A 20858-nucleotide genomic window follows, 5' to 3' on the forward strand; every position below is an offset into this window, starting at 1 on the left:
CGGAAGCGCGGAAATCAGGATTCGAGATGGGGGCGCCGCACGATCCGCGCGCCGAGCATCCCGCCGGGGGCGAAGGCAAGCGACAACATGTATGCGACGCCGGCGACGAGAATGATCGACGGTCCGGCCGGGACGTCGACGTGGAAAGACACGAGCAGGCCCGCCACGCCGCTCGCGAGCGCAATCAGGATCGCGAGTCCGAGGATGCCGGGCAGGCTTCTCGCCCACAGGCTCGCCGCCGCGGCCGGCAGGATCATGATGCCGACCGCCATCAGCGTGCCGAGCGCGTGGAAGCCGCTGACGAGGTTCAGCACGACCAGGATCAGGAAGCCGTAGTGCGCCACCGGACTCGCGCGGCTCACGCTGCGCAGGAACGCGGAATCGAAACATTCGAGCACGAGCGGCCGGTACAACAGCGCGAGCGCGACCAGCGTCAGCGTCGAAATCGCGCTGATCAGCAGTAGCGAATTGTCGTCGAGCGCGAGCACCGAACCGAACAGCACGTGCAGCAGGTCGAGGTTGCGCCCGCGCAGCGACACGATCATCACGCCGGCGGCGATCGACAGCAGGTAGAACGCGGCGAGGCTCGCGTCCTCCTTGAGCCGCGACGAACGCGCGACGAGGCCGGCCGCGAGCGCGACGACTAGTCCCGCGACGATGCCGCCGATCGTCATCGCGCCGAGCGACAAGCCGAAGCTGAGATAACCGAGCGCCGCGCCCGGCAGGATCGCGTGCGCCATCGCGTCGCCCATCAGGCTCATCCGGCGCAACAGCAGGAACACGCCGACCGGGGTGGCGCCGAGTGAGAGTGCGAGGCAGCCCGCGAAAGCGCGGCGCATGAATTCGAATTCGACAAACGGCGCGACCAGGCCTTCGGGCGTCATGCGACCTCCGGCGCCTCATGGCGGTGGCAGATTCCCGCCGCGGCGTCGAACTCGCCGGCGAGCCGGCGCGCGGCGGCGAGCCGCTCCGGAGTCAGCACGTCGGACGTCTTGCCGAAACCGACCGGTTCGCGCGCGAGCAGCAGGCAGTCCGGGAAATGCCGGCGGACGAGTTCGAGGTCGTGCAGCACGGCGAGGATCGTACGCCCCTCCGCGTGCCAGCCGACGACGAGCGCGATCAGGTCCTCGATCGTCCGCGAATCGATCGCGTTGAACGGCTCGTCGAGCAGCAGCAGCGGCGCGTCCTGCAGCATCATCCGCGCGAAACGGGCGCGCTGCAGCTGGCCCCCGGAGAGCGCACCGATCTGCCGCGATTCGAACCCGGAGAGTCCGACCGCGGTGAGGGCCGCTTCGACCCGTTGCGCCTGCTCGCGGCGCAGTCGCCCGAACGGGCCGATCTCGCGCCACAGCCCCATCGCGACCATGTCGAACACGCAGACCGGAAAGCTGCGGTCCAGCTCGCTTTGCTGCGGCAGGTAGGCGATACCGTCGCGCCCGTTCCTCAGCCGAAAGCCGCCTTGCAACGGCGAGAGTTCACCGACGAGCGCCTTCAGCAGCGTGGACTTTCCGGCGCCGTTCGGTCCGACGACCGCAAGCAGCGCGCCGCTCGCGATCTCGCAGCTCAGGTGATGCACCGCCGGGTGACGGTCGTAGCCGAGCGTCAGGTTGTCGAAGCGGACGGCAGGCTCGGTGCCTGCGGGGGTCATGCGAGCGCCCATCTCACGGTGATCCAGAGCAGTGCCGCCGCCGACGCGGCGGCCACGAGCCGCACCCCGACGCCTTGCGTGAGCACCGACGTGACGCGGTGGTGGCCGGCGTGACCCGCTCCTTCGCTTTCGTGAGCGTGAGGCAGCCGGACGCCGGGATCGACGGGAGCGGGAGAATGGAAAGGATGATTCATCGGCCTGCGTCGGGAATTCGAAATGGCGTAAGGGCAGGACGTTCAGCTTCCGGCCGCCTCGTTGCGGCCGATCTGTCGCCCGCAGTCGGGGCAGGTGCCGTGAAAGACGAGTTCCGCGCGTTCGGGGCGGTAACCTTCCGGCAGTGCAAAACGTTCGTCGGGTCGCACGGATTCGAGGCACAGCACGTGACCGCAACGGTCGCAGTGGAAATGCGCGTGCTGCGCGGCTTTCTCGCCGCCGAAGTTGAAGCGCCAGGCGCGATCCGGCCCTTTGATGCGGTGAGCGAGCCCCTGCTCGACGAGCCAGTCGAGCGTCCGGTAGAGCGTGACCCGATCGTGCGGCACGGCGGCCGCGGAGAGCCGGGCGGCGACATCGTCGTGGCTCAGGGAGTGTCCGCCGTCCTGCAGGATTTCGAGCACCGCGAGGCGGGTGCGGGTGATGCGTCCGCCATGGGCGGCGATCAGCTCGGCGCTGTTTCGGGGCGGGTGAAGCGTTGCGGACATGGCGCGAAGATCCGGCAGCGGAAATTGCTAATGCAACAGTGTAGCATTTTCCGCGGCAAAGACTCCAGCCGCCGCGCCCCGTTCAAGCCGACCGCAACGCGGAGAGTTCGACGTGAAGCATTTCGCTGTCGCCGAGGTTCAGCTCCAGCAGCCGGCGCAGGTGCGTGAGGCTGTCGAGGTCGATCTCGCGGCAGACGATCCCGACCCGCCCGTGCCCGGCGTGGGCAACGCTGCCCCCCATGCGGATCACGCTTTCGCCGTCGTCGAGCCGCAATTCCAGCGCGCAGCGCTGGCCGGGCGCTGGCGGCGACAGGTCGTCCGGCTGCACCAGCGCGCCTTTCAGGGACAGGTCGCGCAGCTCGCAGTCGACGGCCGCGCCGTCCACCAAGAACGTCGCGGTCGTCCGGAACGGGATACGGGAGTAGAGGCGCCGTTGCGCGGGGTGCGATTGTTCGTCCTGCATGCCGGATCCCCTTCGTTCCCTTGTCGCCGACGCCGTTTATGACAATTAGCGCGGCCGCGATTCTGCAAGGAGCGCCGCCGCCCCGCAAGCGGCTCGAGTGAGCAGCCTGTCACGCGGGCCGGTGGCGCAACGTGCAAGAATTTCCCGCGGATGGGAAGGAGGGGCGCGAACCCGCGGCCCCGGCGGAATTCCGCGTCGGAGGGAGTGTCGCGTGGCAGAGGCAGACGAACTCACGGGAGTGCTGGAGCATGCCGATGAGCGCGTGCGCGCGCTGTCGCGTCCGCCGGCCGCGCGGCGGTCCGCCGACGAAGGCAGAGATTGCGCCGAGCCGGCCGATCCGCTGCTCGAATGCCTGATGCTGATTGCGCGGGCGCATGGCGGCAGCCTGACCACCGACGGCGCGACCGCGGGGCTGCCGCTCGAGGATGGCCGGTTGTCGCCGTCGTTGTTCGTGCGCGCGGCGAAACGCGCCGGGCTGAACAGCAAGATCGTCAGACTGCCGCTTGCCGCCCTCAACGACGCGCTGTTCCCGGTCGTTCTGCTTCTCGACGGCGACAAGGCTTGCATACTGACCGGCTGGAGCCGCGATCGCGAAAGCGCTCACGTGATCTTTCCCGAGCTGGGCGAATCGGCCGTCGAACTTCCGCTCGCCGACTTGTCGAGCCGCTACACCGGAGACGCGATTTACGCCCGCCCGCTGCATCGCTATGACGCGCGTGCGCCCGAAGTCCGGCCGGCGAGGCGCAGCCACTGGTTCTGGGGGGTGATCGCCGAGAACGGCGCGCTCTATCGCGACATCCTGCTCGCGGCGTTCATGATCAACCTGTTCGCCGTCGCGATGCCGCTGTTCGTGATGAACGTGTACGACCGCGTCGTGCCGAACCACGCGGTCGAGACGCTGTGGGTGCTCGCGGTCGGCGTGCTGCTCGCGCTCACCGGCGACGTGGTGCTGCGCTCGATGCGCGGCTATTTCGTCGATCTCGCCGGCAGCCGCGCCGACGTCAAGCTGTCGGCGGCGATCATGGAACGCGTGCTCGGCCTGCGCATGGAGCAGCGCCCCGAGTCCGTAGGCTCGTTCGCGGCGAATCTGCGCGCATTCGAGTCGGTGCGCGACTTCATCGGCTCGGCGACGGTCGTCGCGTTCATCGACGTGCCGTTCGCGCTCGTGTTCCTGCTCGTCATCGGCTGGATCGCGTGGCCCCTGATGCTGCCGTTCGCGGTCGGTGTCGTGCTGCTGCTCGTCTATGCGATGACCGTGCAGGGACGGATGCACGAGCTCGCGGAGACGACCTACCGCGCCGGCGCGCAGCGCAACGCGACGCTCGTCGAGGGGCTCGTCGCGATGGAAACGGTGAAGGCGCTCGGGGCCGAGGCGCCGCTGCAGCGCAAGTGGGAAAAGAGCGCCGCGCTGCTCGCCCGCGTCGGTGCGCAATTGCGACTGCTGTCGGCGACGACGACGAACGGCGCGGCGTGGGTGCAGCAGACGGTCAGCGTGGCGATCATCGTCGCCGGCGTCTATCTGATCCGCGACAACGCGCTGAGCATGGGCGGCCTGATCGCGTGCTATATGTTGTCCTCGCGCGCGATGGCGCCGGTCGGCCAGGTCGCCGGCCTGCTCATCCAGTACCACAATGCCGCGACCGCGCTGGCGTCGCTCGACGCGCTGATGAAGCAGGAAGTCGAGCGTCCGGAAGACACCAATTTCATCAGCCGCCAATCGTTCCGCGGCGAGATCGAATTCCGCGACGTGAGCTTCCATTACCCGGGGCAGGGGGTCGAGGCGCTGCGGAACATCTCGCTGCGCATCCGCGCCGGCGAACGCCTTGCGATCCTCGGACGGGTCGGTTCGGGCAAGACGACGCTCGAGAAGCTGATTCTCGGTCTCTACCGTCCGACCGGCGGCGCACTCCTCATCGACGGCATCGACCAGCGCCAACTCGATCCCGCCGAACTCCGCCGCCATATCGGCTACGTGCCCCAGGACGTGACGTTGTTCTACGGCACGTTGCGCGACAACATCACGATCGCCGCGCCGCTCGCCGACGACGCGGCCGTGCTGCGCGCTGCGGAAGTCGCCGGCATCACCGATTTCGCGAACACACATCCGCAGGGATTCGACATGCAGGTCGGGGAACGCGGCGCGCAGCTGTCCGGCGGTCAGCGGCAGGGTGTCGCGATCGCACGCGCGCTGATCCACGATCCGCCGATCCTGCTGCTCGACGAGCCGACGGCGTCGATGGACCACTCGAGCGAGGAAGCGCTCAAGCGCAGCCTGCGCGACTTCGCGCAGGGCAAGACACTGATCGTCGTGACGCACCGCACGTCGCTGCTCGACCTGGTCGACCGCATCGTCGTCATCGACGCCGGGCGGATCGTCGCGGACGGTCCGAAGGATCAGGTCGTCGACGCCTTGCGTCAGGGGCGTATCGGGAGGGGCGTGTGATGGGCGCGCCCGGCCAGAAAACCTTCGAGCGCATCGGCACCGTCTCCGGGCGGGTCGCGAAGCCCGCGCGTCCGCTGCTCGACCGCTTTTTCACGCGGCTGATCGCACCCGCCGGGCAAGCGAACCTCGACTGGTCGGCGGACGCCGACTGGGCCCGCATCCAGCAGGAGCCGCTGCGCGCCCGCCTGCTGTTGCGCGGCGCCGCGGTGGTCCTGGTGCTGTTGCTGGTCTGGGCCGGTTTCGCCGAGATCGACGAAGTCACACGCGGCGACGCGAAGGTGATCCCGTCGTCGCAGGTGCAGATCATCCAGAGCGTCGATGGCGGCGTCGTCGACGAAATGCCGGTGCGCGAAGGCGAAATCGTCGAAGCGGGGGCGCTGCTGCTGCGAATCGATCCGACCCGTTTCGTCTCGTCGCTCGCCGAGAACCGCTCGCAGTATTTCGCGCTGCGGGCGAAGGCGGCGCGGCTCGAGGCGCTGACCGGCGGCAGACCGTTCCAGGTTCCGGAAGAGATCGCGCGGGAAGTCCCGGAGATCGTCGCGCACGAGCGCCGGCTGTACGAGTCGAGCGTCGCCGAGCTCGACGCCCAGATGTCGATCGCGCGCCAGCAACTCACGCAGCGGGAACAGGAACTCAACGAAGTGCGCGCGCGCCACGAGCAGGCGACCCGGGGCCACCAGCTCGCGTTGCAGGAGCTCTCGGTCACGCGGCCGCTCGTGCAGTCGGGCGCCGTGTCCGAAGTCGACATCCTCCGCCTCGAGCGCGATGTGTCCCGGCTGCGCGGCGAGCGCGACCAGTCGGCGGCGCAGATCTCGCGCATCCAGTCGGCGATCGCCGAGGCGACGCGCAAGGTCCAGGAAGTCGAACTGAACGTGCGCAACGAGTTGCGCAACGAGCTTTCCGACACGATGGCGAAGCTCGGCGGGCTGACCGAAGGCAGTCGCGCGCTCGAAGACCGGGTGAAGCACGCCGAGGTGCGATCGCCGGTGCGCGGCACGGTCAAGCGACTGCTCGTCAACACCGTCGGCGGCGTCGTGCAGCCCGGCAAGGAGGTCGTCGAGATCGTCCCGCTCGACGACGCGCTGATCCTCGAAGCCCAGGTCAAGCCGAAGGACATCGCGTTCCTGCGACCCGGGCAGGAAGCGCTCGTGAAGTTCACCGCGTACGACTTCGCGATCTACGGGGGCCTCGACGCGGTCGTCGAACACATCGGCGCCGACACCGTCACCGATGACAAGGGAAATGCGTTCTACACGGTGCGCGTGCGCACGCTCGAATCGCGCCTCGGCGAGAACCTGCCGATCATTCCCGGGATGGTTGCCGAAGTCGATGTCCTCACCGGCAAGAAGACGATCCTGTCCTACCTGCTGAAGCCCGTGCTGCGGGCCAAGGCCAACGCACTGTCCGAACGATGAGTCAGAATTTTTTCCTGTACTCCGCGAAAGTCGAGCCGGCCGCGCGTTGGCGCGAAGCGTTTCCCGACGGCGCACTGGCCGAACTCGATTCGCTCGTCGCCACCGCACGACCTGGCGACGCCATCTGGCTCGCGACGGCGCATCTGCGCTGGCAGGAGCTCGTCGCGAAGCTCGCCCGCAGCTTGCCGGAATGCCCGCTCGTCGTGCTCAGCTTCGCCCCGGACGCCGCCGAAGCGATGCTGGCGCTCGAACACGGGGCACGCGGCTATTGTCACGCGCTGTCGGTCCCGACTCTGTTGCGCGAAGTCGCGCTCGTCGTGCATCACGGCGGCTTGTGGATCGGATCGGAGCTGATGGCCCGCGTCGTCGACGCCGCCCGGCGCAAACTGCCTCCATCGCGCGCGGACGTCTGCCTCGACGGCCTGTCCGCGCGCGAACGCGAGGTCGCGCACGAGGTCGCGGCCGGACTGAGCAACAAGGAAATCGCCGCGAAGCTCGGCATCACCGAACGCACCGTCAAGGCGCACCTCGGAGCGATCTTCGAGAAGCTCGGCGTACGCGACCGGCTCCAACTCGTCCTGCGGCTGCGCGTGCCGGCCGATCTTCCCTTTCCGGAATCGCAATGATCTTTGTGAAGCGCAACGCAAACGGGGACGTGACCGCCGTCAGCCGGGGCCCCGTCGCGGCCGACGGAGTCGAAGACTGGCGTCCCGCCACCGGCGCGGAGCCGGAAGTGCTCGCGTTTTCGCGCGCGATCGTCGATGCGGCAAACCCGATGAGCCCGTCCGACCTCGGGCTGGTGCGAGTGCTCGAAGACCTCGTCGATCTCCTCGTCGATCGCGCCGTCATCCGGTTCACCGATCTGCCGCTGCCTGCCCAGTCGAAGCTGCTCGAGCGCCGCGGGTCGCGCGAGGCGATGCAGCGCTCGAGCCTGCTCGACGACGACGGCGTCATCTGAGGCGGATCAGCCGGGGTTGGCCGGACTCGCGTGCGAGTTCGGGTGCGAGTCCGGGCGCTGGCCGCGGCCCATCCGTTCATGTCAGCCGCGCTTCACGCCCGGCGATCGGCCGCGGCCTTTCTGCATATCGGTGTGACATTTTTCGCGCTGCCTGTCCTCCGGTCCAATAGGACGGGGCCGCCGCGCGGCGTAGGGTCGAATCAGGACAAGAACATCACCGCCCGGGCGCTATCGGGCCACCCCCACCTTTCGGAGCTGCAATCATGGCTGCACTGACCGCCACCATCGTCGCCGTCACCGGCAACGCCTTCGCCCGCGACCTCGACGGCAAGCTTCGCCCGCTCCAGCCGGGGGACACGCTGAAGGAAGGCGAATTCGTCATGACGTCTGCCGGCGGACGCGTCGAAATCGCAATCCCCGAGGGCGAGGCCTTTGCGGTGGATGAGAACAGTTTTGTCAAACTCAGCCCGGACCTCAGCGAAGCCTCACGCCCCGACGCCCAGGACGCACACCTAGCCGACGGAACGATCGACCAGGTCATCGAGGCCATCAACCAGGGCGCGAACCTCGACGATATCCTCGAGGCGCCCGCCGCGGGCTTGGCCGGCGGCAGCGGCGGCGAGGGAAGCAGCTTTGTGCGGCTGCTGCGGATTTCTGAAGATGTGAATCCGATCAGTTTCGACTTCGCGCTCTTTTCGGCCGACGAGTTGGCGCCGGTCCCCGGTAGCGTCGCCTTCATCGGCGAGGAAACGCCGACCGCCGCAGTGACCGAGACGGTAACCGTGACGAACACGGTGACCGGTGTCGTCACCGAAACGATCCACGGTGTCGTCACCGATACCGTTACCGGCGCGGTCACCGATACGGTCAGCGGCGTCGTCACCGACACGATCAGTAACGCGCAGACGGTCACCGTCACGACCCTCACCGAAACCGTGACGACCGGCACGCAGACGGTCACGGGAACGGCGCTGACCGAGACCGTGACGTCCGGCACGGAAACGGTCACGGGCACCGCGCTCACCGAAACCGTCACCGCGGGAACGCAGACGGTCACCGGCACCGCGCTCACCGAGACGGTGACCGCCGGCACCGAGACGGTATCCGGCACGGCGGTCACGGAGACCGTAACGACCGGTACCACGACAGTCACCGGCACGTCCGAGACTGAAACGGTGACGTCCGGCACGCAGACGGTCACCGGTACGGCGCTCACCGAGACCGTGACGACCGGCACTGCGACGGTAACCGGCACGACCGAGACCGAGACGGTGACTTCCGGCACTCAGACGGTGACCGGCACGGCACTGACCGAGACGGTCACCTCCGGCACTCAGACGGTCACCGGCACGATCGAAACGCAGACCGTGACCGCCGGCACCGAAACCGTGAGCGGCACGACGATGACCGAGACGGTGACGTCGGGCACCGAAACGGTGACGGGCACCGCGATGACCGAGACGGTGACCTCGGCCACCGAGACCGTGACCAGCACGATGCTGACCGAGACGGTAACGTCGGGCACGCAGACCGTTAGCGGGACGATCGAGACCGAGACGGTCACGTCCGGCACCGAAACCGTTAGCGGTACGACGACGACCGAGACGGTGACCTCCGGTACCGAAACGGTGACGGGCACCGCGTTGACCGAAACCGTGACCACCGGCACCGCAACCGTGACCGGCACGATGCTCACCGAGACCGTCACCGCCGACACCCAAACGGTGACGAGCACGGAAACCACGACCGACGAAATCACGACTCCCGGCTTCGAAGTGAAGGACATGAGCGTCGGTGCGGGCGGGCCGTCCGGTGAATATGTGCTCACGAACGTCACCGGCGGACTCGACGTCACCTTCACCTCACCCGGCAATCCGGTGAATACGAGTCAGGGCTTTCTCGGCATAAAAGGCAACACGATCCATGCCGGCACGTCGCGCAACTCGCTGCTGATCGACTTCACGACGGACGGCTCGCCGACGCTCGTGAATGGCGTGTCGCTCGACATCAAGCTCGCGGGTGGCTCGGCGACCGTCGAATGGCATGCGTACCGTAACGGGCTCGAGGTTGCTTCCAACAATCAGAACTTCCCGACCAACGGCACGCTCCTCTTGCCGGTGACCCCCGGCGGCTTCGACGAAGTGCGGATCGTCGCGACGGACGGCCAGTTCAAGATCGGTTCGATCTCGGCGGTCGTCTCCGACATCACCGTGACCGAGACGATCACGGTCACCGACACGGTGACCGGCACGGTGACGGGGACGGCGTTGACCGAGACGGTGACTTCCGGAACCGAGACGGTCACCGGCGTGACGCAGACCGAAACGGTCACGACGGGCACCGAAACGGTCACCGGCACGGCACTGACCGAAACGGTGACGTCGGGCACGCAGACCGTCAGCGGAACGGCGCTCACGGAGACGGTGACCTCGGGCACCGACACGGTGACCGGCACTTCGCTGACGGAGACCGTGACGTCGGGCACGGCGACCGTGACCGGCGCGACGACGACGGAGACGGTGACGTCCGGCACGCAAACCGTCACGGGCACGACGCTGACCGAAACGGTCACGTCGGGGACCGAGACGGTCACCGGCACGATGCTGACCGAAACCGTAACGGCGGGCACCGCGACGGCGACCGGAACGGCGCTGACCGAGACGGCGACCTCCGGCACCGCGACGGTCAGCGGCACCGTCCTGACCGAAACGGTGACTTCGGGCACCGAAACGGTCACCGGAACGTCGTGGGCCGAGACGGTGACATCCGGCACCGACACGGTCACCGGGACCGCAATGACCGAGACGGTGACCTCCGGCACCGAGACGGTGAGCGGCACCGAGCTGACCGAGACCGTGACTTTCGGCACCGATACGGTCACCGGCACCGCGCTGACGGAAACGGTGACCGGCACCGCGCTTGCCGACAACGGCTCGGATACGGTGACGTGGGCGACCGAGACGGTCAGCGGCACCGCGCTGACCGAGACCGTGACGATCGGCACCGAGACCGTCAGCGGCACGGCGCACACCGACACCGTCACGTCGGGCACGGAGACTGCGACTTTCGTCACCGAGACGGTCGTGTCCGCGACCGAGACGATCGCCGGGCCGACCGAGACGGTCACAGTGTCCGAGTTCACCGACACGGTGACGGTGAGCCACTTCACCGAGACGGTCACCGTCAGCGAATTCACCGATACCGTCACCGTGAGCCATTTCACCGAAACGGTCACCGAGTCGATGACGACGTCGTCGGATGACGACGCGGCGCCGATCAACCCGCTCGCGGCGAATGACGTCATTGCCGACGACAGCGCGCCGTTGATCGACGGCCCCGGCCAGACGAGCGGCGCTTCGGCCGACACCGGTCCGACTCTGCTCGACAGCTTCGATCAGGAGACGATCAACCGGATGGTGCGACAAGATTCACCGACGAGCGAGTAGGGTCGCGGCGAGAATCGCAGTGGCGGGTCCCGAGGGCCTGCCACTTTGTCCATCATTCGAGAAGGGTCAGATGCGGGTACTGTTCATACACGAGGGCCTGGGCCAGTTCCAAACGCTGCACGAGTACCTGAATGCGGAGAGCCTCGCGCATTCATGGTTCCTGTGCTCGACGTCGGTCTATCAGGCGAACAAGGACAAGGTGCCGAACCTCGTGCCGTTCCAGATCCCGAAGGAGAATTCGGACACCTACTTCTATACGCGAAATCTCGAGGCGCGCGTGCAGCGCTCGTTCCTGATCCGCAAGGCGATCGCCGAGCTGCTCGAGCGCACCGGCATCGACGTCATCGTCGCGCACGGCTCGGGCGGCTTTCCGCTGCAGTTGTTCGGCGAGTTCGATCTGCCGATCATCTCGTACATCGAGTTCCCGTCCTTCACGCACCACGGCCACGACCCGAAGTATCCGCAGCCGGACTACGCGACCTACCGCGACAAGGTGTTCGAGATGACGAGCTTCCACCAGGTGCTCAAGAGCGATCTCGTCATCGTCCCGAGTGTCTACGCGAAGTCGATGTTTCCGGGCTGCCTCCACGACAAGATCGTCGACCAGATGGAGGGCTTCAACATCGTGCGCAAGCCGAGTTCGTTCGTGAAGAAGGACGGCTGCTTTCATATCGGTTTTTCCGCGCGCGACTTGTCCTCGGCCAAGGGTTTCGAGCAGTTCGTCCTGATTGCGAAAGAAATCCTCAGGGTCAGACAGAACGTGCGCTTCGTATTCTGCGGCTCGCCCAAGGTGCTCTACAGCTACGAAGAGGCGTTCCTGCAGCAGAGTTTCGACAAGGAGAGCCGCCCCGAATCGTTCATGAAGTACGTGCTCGCACGCGAAGGCATCGAACTCGGCGAGGATGCGGCGTTCCAGCACGTCGATTTCGCGAGCTACGAGGATTTCGCGAGCTACGTCGAAGCGATGGACCTGTTCCTCTACCCGCTGCAGTTCGGCTCCGCAAACTGGGGTTTGTTCGAGTTGCTGTTCCGCGGCAAGGTCGTCATCGGCAGCGACCGGTGCTTCGTGCCGGAAGTCATCCGGCATCGCGACAACGGTTTGCTGTGCAAGTACGACGACATCCCTAGCTGGGTCCGCTACGCGACGGACGTCATCGACGCGCCGGAGCGTTTTGCCCGCCTCGGCAGCAATGCGCTGCGTGACGCGCACGAACGATTCCACATCAAGAGCGTTGCCGCGAGCTATCTGCGGATATTCGATATGGCGATCGGCCGCAGAAAGTTGCTGTGCTGACCGTCAGCCGACATTCGCGAGTCGATGAAAACAATCGACGCGACGCCGTCCGCTTCGAAGTGGCTCTCGCGATCGCAGTCTTCGTTGAGCCGCATGTCGATGTGGTTCCGCGCCTGCGGCGTCTCCGGCGGAGCGGGAAGTCAATGATTCGTCACGGCGCCGGATAGCGACGGCGCGAGGATCGCCGGTCCGGTGAAGCCGTCGACGCCGAGCCCGGGCAGGACCGACACTTCCGCGTCACTCCCGACCCCCTCCGCAATCGCCATCACCCCGATCGAATGCGCAACGGTGCATAGCCCGCGCAAGAACGCCTGGTTGCCCGGATTCTTGTCGATGTCGCGGATCATCGCGGCGTCGATCTTGATGTAGTCGAGGCCGAGTTCGTGGAGGGCACTGAGATGGCTGAAGCGCGAGCCCGCGTGTTCGATGCCGAGCTTGCAGCCGAGCGGTCGCAGCGCGACGCATAGCGCGCGGAATTCGGCGAGGTGGCCTACCGCGCCGTATTCAGGGACTTCGATCCAGAGCTTGGGCGCGGCGTCGGAGTGGGACTTCAACAGCCTGAAGAGCTCGCCTCGAAATGTTGCGTCGCACAGCGAGTCGGACGACAGGTTGATGCCGAGCGGGACGCCGGTCGCATCGATTTCGCGCAGGGCCGCCTGGACGACCGCGGCGTCGAAGCGGGGGAGCAGGCCAACGCGCGCCGCCCACGGCATGAAGTAGCCGGCCGGCCGCCACTCGCCGTCGAGCATCAGGCGGACCGGTGCTTCGTCATGCAGCAGCGTGCCGTCGGGCGTCAGCACCGGGAAATGGACGAGGCGTACGCCGTCGCGTTCGAGCGAACGGGTGAGCGCGTCGCGGCGCGTCTGCTGGTCGGCGTAGGGTCCCGCGGCCGACGCGTCGGCAACCCGGATCGCTCGTGCGCCCGACTGTTCCGCCGCAGCGAGCGCGCCGTCGACTCGGTTGAGCAGATGCGCGCGCCGTTCGCCGGCCGAGTAGCCGCTTGCGGCGACGGGCAGGGAGATGTCCCGGCCGGACGGAAGCGCGTCGATCGCCTCGTGCAGCGTTCGTGCAACGCTTGTCGCGAGTTCGTTCGCGTCGTCGCAGCCCGGTGCGAGCAGCGCGAAGTCGCTGCCGTTCATTCGTCCGGCTTCCCAGTTCGGGTATTGGCTGACCCGCACCGCGAACTGTTGCGCGAGTTCGCACAGCAGCCGGTCGACGGCATGTCGGCCGAGCCGCTGGTTCAGCGTCGCGAGGTCGCCGATACGCGCAATCACGAGTATCCCGGTGGCGTCGGAGTCGTCGCGTGCCAGCGCGGAGTCGAGGAGATTCATGAACTGCGGGCGGTTGACGAGGCCGGTCATCTCGTCGTGCTGCGTTTGGCGGCGCAACTGCTCGAGCCGTCGGGACTCGTCGGCGAGCATCGTGCGCACGCGCCCGGAAAGCGTGTTCATCGCGCGGACGACGCTGCGGAATTCCGGTGTGCCGGGCTCGGGCGTCGTCACGAAGCGGCGCCCGCCGATCGCTTCGGCCTGTTCGACGACGCGGTCGAGCGGGCGGATGATATGCCGGATGACGACGGTGCCGATCCCCCCGGTCGCCAGCGCGCCGAGCCCGAACCACAGCAGCAGTTGCAGCATTTCGGTCCACAGCGCCTCGTACGCATAGCGTTTGTGACTCTCGAGGGTCAGCGTGCCGTACTGGTGCCAGCCGTCCTGGACCTGCGCGATACCGGGGCGGGCGGTGATCGGAATCAGGCGGGTAAACCACTCGGGGGCGCCGGTCGGGACGCCGGCGTATTCGCGCTCGACGAGGATTTCGCCCGTCGGGCTCGTCAGCCGGATCACCCGGTAATGGCCGGCGTCGAATTGCGCCGCGACCTGCAATTCGACCGTCACCGGGTCCTTCGGCATCTGCGACAGCGACAGCGCGAGCGACGTCGCGTTATCGAGGTTCTTCACCTGCAGTTGCTGTTCGAGGTAGTGCCGCGCCGACAGCGTGCTGACGACGAGGCTGCCGCCGAGGGACATCGACATCACCACGGCGATGGCGAGCCACAGTTGCGTGATCAGGGACATGACTGGAAGTCTCCGGGAGATGGCGGGTCGGGGTGGGTCAAGGCGTGCCCTCCTGCCGCATGCGTTCGAGAACGCTGCGCCAGCGCGACAGGCGGGTTGTCGGATCTGCGGACGACGTGCTCGCGCCGCCGACCCACAGTCCTTCGCTGTTGAAACTGAAGACGGGGAAGAGGTCGGGCCGCCGCGCGGCCGCGCGTACCTCTCCGATCAGGTTGTCGAGGACCAGCGGTTGGGCGTCGGGCGACGGGTAGTAGCCGACGACCATGTGCGCCTGCGAGACGCGGCTCTGCGGGCCGCCGATCTGCGCGCGAACATAGATCAGCCGCAGCTTCGCGGCCGGAATGCCAAGCGCCCGCAGGCTCATGTATTTCGCGATCGAGAAATCCTCGCAGTCGCCGGCGCCGCGGCCGAGCGTCTCCAGCGGCGTCGCCCAGTAGTCGGGCTGCTCCCAGATCACGCCGTCGTCGTCGAACGCGAGGCGCCGGTTGAAGAACGCATTTGCGCGCTGCAGCTTGTCGAGTTCGTCGAGCGACGCCGCGTCCGCGATCATCCGGCGCCATTCGCGCACCGCTTCGGCGCCGCTTTCGCCGTAGCGCGTCGCGGCGAGCTGTTCCATCCGGTCAGCCTCGCCGCCGGCGAGCGTCGCGCCGACCATGACGACCGCCAGCGCGCCGGCGGAGCGTCGGAGAGCCGCACGCAGTCGCGAAAGACGGAGGCGGCACGTCGGAAGGCGGAATGGCATTGAATGGAAAGGTCACGGCGTCCGGCGATTATCGGACATCGGCATGCCCGGCGGCGCCGAATATGTCGCATCCGCCGGACTATTTGACCGGAAGTGTTGAGTAGTTGGCGCAGCCACAACCGCGGCGTGGATATCATCGGAAGTGCCAGGTCGTATGCTTATGTCGTAATAATGCGAGGCGCCCGACCCAGCCCCCATCATTCAAGAGGACAAAAATCATGTTCCGTTCGCTAATCTCTGTCGCCGTGCTGGCGGCGCTTCCGCAGCTCGCAGCGGCGGAGGTGCCGACGGCGCTGCAGGACGCTGCGCGCAAGGCGGTCGTGACGAATCCCGAAGTGCAGGCGGGCTGGCACGCGTTCCGCAGCGCGACCGAGGAGCAGAACGTCGCGCGCGCCGGCTACCTTCCCCAGGCCGACCTCACTGGCGCGATCGGCGACGAGACGATGAAACGGCCCGACGTTCCCGTCGATCGCTTCACGCACAACAGCGCCGCGCTGTCTCTCAATCAGATGGTCTATGACGGCTTCCTCACCCGCAGCGAAATCTCGCGTCTAGGTTACGCGAAGCTCGCGCGCTATTACGAGCTCGTCGATCTATCCGAGACCGCCGCGTTCGAAGCGGTGCGTGCCTATCTCGACGTGTTGCGCTACCGCGACCTCGTCCGGCTCGCGCAGGAAAACTACGTTCAGCACAAGCAGATCCACGGCCAGATCGGCGAGCGGGCCGATGCCGGCGTCGGCCGTCGCGTCGATCTCGAACAGGCGGCGGGCCGGCTCGCGCTGGCCGAATCGAACCTGCTGACCGAAGTGTCGAACCTCCACGACGTCAGCGCACGTTACCTGCGCATCATCGGCGAAGCGCCTCCGTCGGCGTTGCCTGCCTTCATGCCCAAGTCGACGATCGGCGCGATTCCGCCGACCGCCCGGGAAGTCCTGCAGTCCGCCTTCATGACGAGCCCGGCGCTGAACGCCGCGGTCGAGAACGTGCGTGCGGGGCAGGCACAGATCGAGTCGCGCAAGGCCGCGTTCCATCCGCGCGTCGACCTGCGTGCGCGGCAGGCGGTGCACGACAACCTCGAAGGGCTGAGCGGCCACTCGCGCGACGCCGCGGTCGAGCTCGTGCTGAGCTACAACCTGTTCCGCGGCGGCGCCGACCAGGCGCGGCTGCGTCAGGCCGCGGACTTGCTGAACCAGGCGAAGGACCTGCGCGAGAAGGCGTGCCGCGACCTGCGCCAGACCGTGTCGATCGCGTTCAACGACGTACAGCGGCTCGACGAGCAGATGCGCTATCTCGACCAACACCAGCTGTCGATCGAAAAGGCGCGCGAAGCCTATCGCGGGCAGTTCGACATCGGTCAGCGCACGCTGCTTGATCTGCTCGACACCGAGAACGAATACTTCGAAGCGCGTCGCGCGTATGTCAACGCGCATTACAACCAGATCACCGCGCAGGCGCGCACGCTGGCGGGCATGGGACAGTTGATGAGCGCGGTCGGCGTCGCCCGGGAAGATCTGCCTGCCGCCGGCGAGATCGGGCAGGACCGGACGGGGATCGAGCCGCAGACGATCTGTCCGCCGGAAGCGCCGCGGCCGCTCGAGATCGACAAGGCGGCGCTGCTCGACGAGGCGGAGAGGGCGGTGGGCCGGGCGCCCCGGCCGAATCGTTAGGCAGGCGGATCGGCGAACGGTACGGAACGGCGGGCAGCGGAGCGCGGACCGCCGTTTTCGTTGCGCCCGCCCGGCGTTTCCGGGAATTGTTCCTGCGCGCAATTCCCTTAGAATCGCGGCCATGACTATGAGCCACTCCAATCACGGCGCCGAAGCCTCGCCGCTCGGCCGGGCCGTCGCGTACCGGGACACCTACGCGCCGGAGCTGCTGTTTCCGATCTCGCGCCAGATCAAACGCGACGAAATCGGCCTTGCCGGGGACGCCTTGCCCTTCGTCGGCGAGGACCTGTGGAACGCCTACGAGCTGTCATGGCTGAGCCCGCGCGGCAAGCCGGTCGTCGCGATCGGCACCTTCAGGGTGCCGGCGTCGTCGCCGCGACTGATCGAGTCGAAGTCGCTGAAGCTGTATCTCAACTCCTTCAACCAGCACAAGTTCATCGATCCGGCGCTCGTGCGCGACACGCTGAGCCACGATCTCTCGGCGGCGGCGGGTGCCCCCGTGGCCGTGGCGATCGAAAGCCTGTCCCGGCGTCCCTGCCGCATGTTCGGCTACCCGAACGGCGTGCTCCTCGACGAAATCGACATCGACATCGACAACTACGTGACCGATCCGGCGTCGCTTCGCGCCGACGGGGAAACGGACGAGGTCAGCGAGACGTTGTATTCGCACCTGCTGAAGTCGAACTGCCTCGTCACCGGGCAGCCGGATTGGGGAACGATCGTCGTGCGCTACATCGGTGCGCCGATCGACCGTGCCGGCTTGTTGCGCTACATCGTTTCGTTCCGCAGCCACAACGAGTTTCACGAGCAGTGCGTCGAGCGCGTCTATTGCGACATCCTGCAGCGCTGCGCGCCGCGTCATCTCGCGGTGTGGGCGCGGTATACCCGCCGCGGCGGTCTCGATATCAACCCCTTCCGTTCGAGCGGTCACTACCCGTCGCCGGACAACGTTGCCGAAGTGCGGCAATAGCGGCCGCCGCCCGGCGCCGGGGTAGATCGCCGGCGCCGCGGGAGCGTCGATCGCGCCAATGGGCTAGTAAAGATCAGTAAACCGTCCCAGCCACAGCCAGTCCACGCCGAGCAAGACGACGACGATCAGGGTCCAGCATGCGGCGACGAAGCAGCCGGCGGCGAGCACTTCGGCGCCGACGTGGGACAGCGCGCCGCCCGCGCTGTAACACAGCCCGGTCAGGATCACCCACTTCATCATGAAGCCGGGCAGGTGCGCCCGCATCGCGCGGTTGTGCCGATAGCTCTGCTGGCGTTCGAGCCTGTCGCCCCGCGTGACATCGCGGAAGTACTGGAACGGCCAGAGGTAGCGGTAGGCGAGATGCCAGAAGGGCTCGCCCGGCCGCGGGGTGTATGGGTGATTGTCGCCAGGGTTCATGAGTCCCCCTTCACCGCGAAGCAAAGGCCGGATGACGCCCCGCGCCGCGAGGGTCTTCGCTGCGTGCGGGCTGGAGCGGTGTACTTCGCGTCGTATCTCGTCGAAAAAAGCTTCCTGCCTCATGCAGCGGAGCGCGTTTTTCCCGAAACAGTTCCAGCCGGCGAAAACATTCCCGTGGCGGGCGCGCTCGACCGCACGGCGCGAAGCTCGAATTCGGCTGGAGCCGCGACGACAAGGCTAAGGATTCGATGGCGCGCTGGGCTTCGGGTCGGTCGAGAACGTCGAGCTGGAGCTCGATTTCGGCACGCGCGGGACCCAAGCGTCAACCCGGACGAGCGCGGCTGAAGCAGGCCCGCTCCGCCCGAGCGGGGCGCCGGGAATTGTCGCGGGCGCCGGCGGTCCGTTTGTCATCGCCCCATGTCCCCGGAGGCCGTGATGTCGAACCGTCTGGCGAACGAGACTTCCCCCTACCTGCTGCAGCACGCCGAAAACCCGGTCGAATGGTGGCCGTGGTGCGACGAGGCGCTGGCGCTGGCCCGCAGTGCCGACCGGCCGATCCTGCTGTCGATCGGCTATTCGGCGTGCCACTGGTGCCACGTGATGGCGCACGAATCCTTCGAAAACCCGGAGGTCGCGGCGGAGATGAACCGCCTGTTCGTGAACATCAAGGTCGACCGCGAGGAGCGTCCCGATCTCGACCAGATTTACCAGTCCGCCCACCAGATGCTCACGCGGCGCAGCGGCGGCTGGCCGCTGACGATGTTCCTGACCCCCGACGGGACGCCGTTCTTCGCGGGCACCTATTTCCCGCTGCAGCCCCGCCACGGCCTGCCGGGCTTCGCGGCGCTTCTCGGGCGCATCGCGGCCGTGTTCCGGGACCAGCGCGCGGCCGTCGAGGAGCAGAATGCCGCCGTCCGGGCGGCGCTCGCGCGCAGCAGCGCGACCGGCAGTCCGGCGCACCCTTCGGAGTTCGGCCCGGAGCCGCTCGTCGCGCTGCGCGACCTGCTGTCGGCGAGCTTCGACGAACATTACGGCGGCTTCGGGGATGCGCCGAAGTTTCCGCAGGCGGTCGACCTCGACTTCCTGCTGCGGCGATTCCGGACGACCGGAGACGAGCGCGCCCGCGACATCGTGCTGACGACGTTGGCGCGAATGGCCGACGGCGGGATCCACGACCAGTTGGGGGGCGGATTCTGCCGCTACAGCACGGACGAGCGGTGGGCGATTCCGCATTTCGAGAAGATGCTGTACGACAACGGCGCATTGCTCGGCCTGTACGCGCTCGCGTGGCAGATCGACCCCGATCCGCAGTTCCGCCGCGCGGCCGAAGGCATCGCCGGATGGGCGATGCGTGAAATGCAGTCACCGGAAGGCGGCTATTACGCGGCCCTGGATGCGGATTCGGAAGGCGAGGAGGGGCGGTACTACGTCTGGAACCGCAGCGAGATCCGGGTGCTGCTCGACGAACCCGCGTACGCGGTCGTCGAGCGTCATTACGGCCTCGACCTCGGGCCGAATTTCGAGGATCGCGCGTGGCATCTCGGCGTTGTCCGGCCGCTCGACGCGGTCGCCGCCGAATTCGGGCTCTCGCCGGACGAGGCGGCGGCCCGGCTGGCCGAGGCGCGGAGAAAACTGCTCGCGGCGCGCGCCGGGCGCGTCCCCCCCGGCCTCGACAACAAGATCCTGACGGGCTGGAACGCGCTGATGATCGCCGGCATGGCGCGCGCAGGCCGCGTGTTCGGCCGCCGGGACTGGCTCGCGTCGGCGCGCCGCGCGATCGCGTTCGTGCGCGATCGATCCTGGCGCGACGGTCGACTGTACGTGACGGATGCGGGGCAGCGGGGACGGCTCAACGCCTATCTCGACGATCACGCGTTCCTGATCGATGCGCTGCTCGAACTGATGCAGACCGACTTCGATCCGGAGGACCTCGCCTTCGCGGAGGAACTCGCCGACGCGCTGCTCGACAGCTTCGAGGATCCGGATGGCGGCGGATTCTTCCTCACGCGCCACGACCACGAGGCGCTGATCCAGCGGCCGAAGCCGATCCATGACGCGGCGACGCCGTCGGGCAACGGCATCGCCGCCCGCGCGCTCGGGCGCCTCGCGCACCTGACAGGCGAAACGCGCTATCTCGACGCCGCCGAGCGCACGCTCCGCGCGTTCTACGGGCGGCTGCGGGAGAGCCCGGCCGGATGCGCGACGATGGCGACCGCGCTGTGCGAGCAGTTGCAGCCGCCGGGTCTCGTCGTGCTGCGCGGGCCGTCGGCCGAGCTGGAGCAATGGCAGACGCGGCTCGCGGCCTGGTTCGATCCGCAGCTGATGGTGCTGGCCGTTTCCGACGGAACCGGCGGCCTGCCTCCCGTCCTCGACAAACCGGCGAAGGGTCGTGTCAACGCCTGGCTGTGCCGGGGCGTTGAGTGTCAGAGTTCGACGGATGACTACGCGGAACTCGAAGTTTCGTTGAGCAATGCGGTGTGGGGCCGGTAGTAAAAACCGGGGGCCTGGTTTAATATCCGGCCGGCTTTTCACACCACCACAAGAGGAAAAGAGCATGAAAGTTTTCGTTGCTGCCGCGGTCGCCGCGGGTCTGCTGTCCGCCGCTCCGGCGTTTGCCTCCGC

At 67.4% G+C, this 20858-nt stretch carries 17 protein-coding genes and 1 pseudogene; 10 read left to right on the plus strand and 8 right to left on the minus strand.

The window, feature by feature from the left end:
* Positions 1-14: 14 nt before the first annotated feature.
* The 5 genes from V6M37_RS14305 to V6M37_RS14325 form a co-directional block, all read right to left on the minus strand.
* Positions 15-884: a metal ABC transporter permease gene (locus V6M37_RS14305; RefSeq protein ID WP_332674403.1), complete on the minus strand. Its 870-nt coding sequence runs from the start codon at positions 882-884 to the stop codon at positions 15-17.
* On the minus strand, positions 881-1648 hold the full coding sequence (gene aztA / locus V6M37_RS14310) for a zinc ABC transporter ATP-binding protein AztA (RefSeq protein ID WP_332674404.1): 768 nt from the start codon (positions 1646-1648) through the stop codon (positions 881-883). Before aztA ends, V6M37_RS14305 begins: the two co-directional genes overlap by 4 nt.
* Positions 1645-1842, minus strand: coding sequence for a hypothetical protein (locus V6M37_RS14315; protein WP_332674406.1), 198 nt, complete (start codon positions 1840-1842; stop codon positions 1645-1647). Before V6M37_RS14315 ends, aztA begins: the two co-directional genes overlap by 4 nt.
* A 42-nt stretch (positions 1843-1884) precedes the next feature.
* Positions 1885-2346, minus strand: coding sequence for a Fur family transcriptional regulator (locus V6M37_RS14320; RefSeq protein ID WP_332674407.1), 462 nt, complete (start codon positions 2344-2346; stop codon positions 1885-1887).
* Between the two features lie 82 nt (positions 2347-2428).
* The gene (locus V6M37_RS14325) at positions 2429-2809 is read right to left on the minus strand and encodes a PilZ domain-containing protein (RefSeq protein ID WP_332674409.1); all 381 of its coding nucleotides are present in this window, start codon (positions 2807-2809) and stop codon (positions 2429-2431) included.
* 340 nt (positions 2810-3149) lie between these two features.
* Here V6M37_RS14325 and V6M37_RS14330 point away from each other — a divergent pair, with 340 nt between their 5' ends.
* From V6M37_RS14330 to V6M37_RS14355, 6 genes are all read left to right on the plus strand, one after another.
* The gene (locus tag V6M37_RS14330; protein ID WP_332674434.1) at positions 3150-5252 is read left to right on the plus strand and encodes a type I secretion system permease/ATPase; all 2103 of its coding nucleotides are present in this window, start codon (positions 3150-3152) and stop codon (positions 5250-5252) included.
* Positions 5252-6667: an HlyD family type I secretion periplasmic adaptor subunit gene (locus V6M37_RS14335; protein ID WP_332674436.1), complete on the plus strand. Its 1416-nt coding sequence runs from the start codon at positions 5252-5254 to the stop codon at positions 6665-6667. The genes V6M37_RS14330 and V6M37_RS14335 overlap by 1 nt, the downstream gene beginning before the upstream one ends.
* A complete protein-coding gene (locus V6M37_RS14340; protein ID WP_332674411.1) occupies positions 6664-7293 on the plus strand; it encodes a LuxR family transcriptional regulator in 630 nt (209 codons plus the stop codon). The genes V6M37_RS14335 and V6M37_RS14340 overlap by 4 nt, the downstream gene beginning before the upstream one ends.
* Positions 7290-7625, plus strand: a complete 336-nt coding sequence (locus tag V6M37_RS14345; RefSeq protein WP_332674413.1) for a hypothetical protein — start codon at positions 7290-7292, stop codon at positions 7623-7625. The genes V6M37_RS14340 and V6M37_RS14345 overlap by 4 nt, the downstream gene beginning before the upstream one ends.
* A 263-nt stretch (positions 7626-7888) precedes the next feature.
* Positions 7889-11071 (plus strand): retention module-containing protein, encoded by a 3183-nt coding sequence (locus V6M37_RS14350; protein WP_332674415.1) that lies wholly within the window; start codon positions 7889-7891, stop codon positions 11069-11071.
* A 70-nt stretch (positions 11072-11141) separates the two neighbouring features.
* On the plus strand, positions 11142-12365 hold the full coding sequence (locus tag V6M37_RS14355; RefSeq protein WP_332674417.1) for a glycosyltransferase: 1224 nt from the start codon (positions 11142-11144) through the stop codon (positions 12363-12365).
* A gap of 140 nt (positions 12366-12505) precedes the next feature.
* Here V6M37_RS14355 and V6M37_RS14360 read toward each other — a convergent pair whose 3' ends face one another.
* Together V6M37_RS14360 and V6M37_RS14365 are read right to left on the minus strand one after the other, a co-directional pair.
* Positions 12506-14440 (minus strand): bifunctional diguanylate cyclase/phosphodiesterase, encoded by a 1935-nt coding sequence (locus V6M37_RS14360; RefSeq protein WP_332674418.1) that lies wholly within the window; start codon positions 14438-14440, stop codon positions 12506-12508.
* A 37-nt stretch (positions 14441-14477) separates the two neighbouring features.
* Positions 14478-15095, minus strand: coding sequence for a transglutaminase-like cysteine peptidase (locus tag V6M37_RS14365; RefSeq protein ID WP_332674419.1), 618 nt, complete (start codon positions 15093-15095; stop codon positions 14478-14480).
* Between the two features lie 305 nt (positions 15096-15400).
* On the opposite strand from V6M37_RS14365, the gene V6M37_RS14370 reads away from it, so the two are divergent.
* Positions 15401-16849, plus strand: a complete 1449-nt coding sequence (locus V6M37_RS14370; RefSeq protein WP_332674421.1) for a TolC family outer membrane protein — start codon at positions 15401-15403, stop codon at positions 16847-16849.
* Between the two features lie 127 nt (positions 16850-16976).
* Positions 16977-17819 (plus strand): NADPH-dependent 7-cyano-7-deazaguanine reductase QueF, encoded by an 843-nt coding sequence (gene queF / locus V6M37_RS14375; RefSeq protein WP_332674422.1) that lies wholly within the window; start codon positions 16977-16979, stop codon positions 17817-17819.
* A gap of 63 nt (positions 17820-17882) precedes the next feature.
* Here the strand turns inward: queF and V6M37_RS14380 are convergent, their stop codons facing one another.
* Entirely contained in the window at positions 17883-18236 is a 354-nt protein-coding gene (locus V6M37_RS14380; RefSeq protein WP_332674423.1) for a hypothetical protein, read from the minus strand.
* Between the two features lie 435 nt (positions 18237-18671).
* Between V6M37_RS14380 and V6M37_RS14385 the strand changes: the two genes are divergently transcribed.
* Together V6M37_RS14385 and V6M37_RS14390 are read left to right on the plus strand one after the other, a co-directional pair.
* Complete coding sequence (locus V6M37_RS14385) at positions 18672-20726, plus strand: thioredoxin domain-containing protein (protein ID WP_332674424.1); 2055 nt, start codon at positions 18672-18674, stop codon at positions 20724-20726.
* A gap of 64 nt (positions 20727-20790) precedes the next feature.
* A pseudogene (locus tag V6M37_RS14390) lies at positions 20791-20858 on the plus strand (c-type cytochrome); the annotation flags it as partial.

The sequence above is a fragment of the Aromatoleum sp. genome (assembly GCF_036675785.1).
GTDB lineage: Bacteria > Pseudomonadota > Gammaproteobacteria > Burkholderiales > Rhodocyclaceae > Aromatoleum.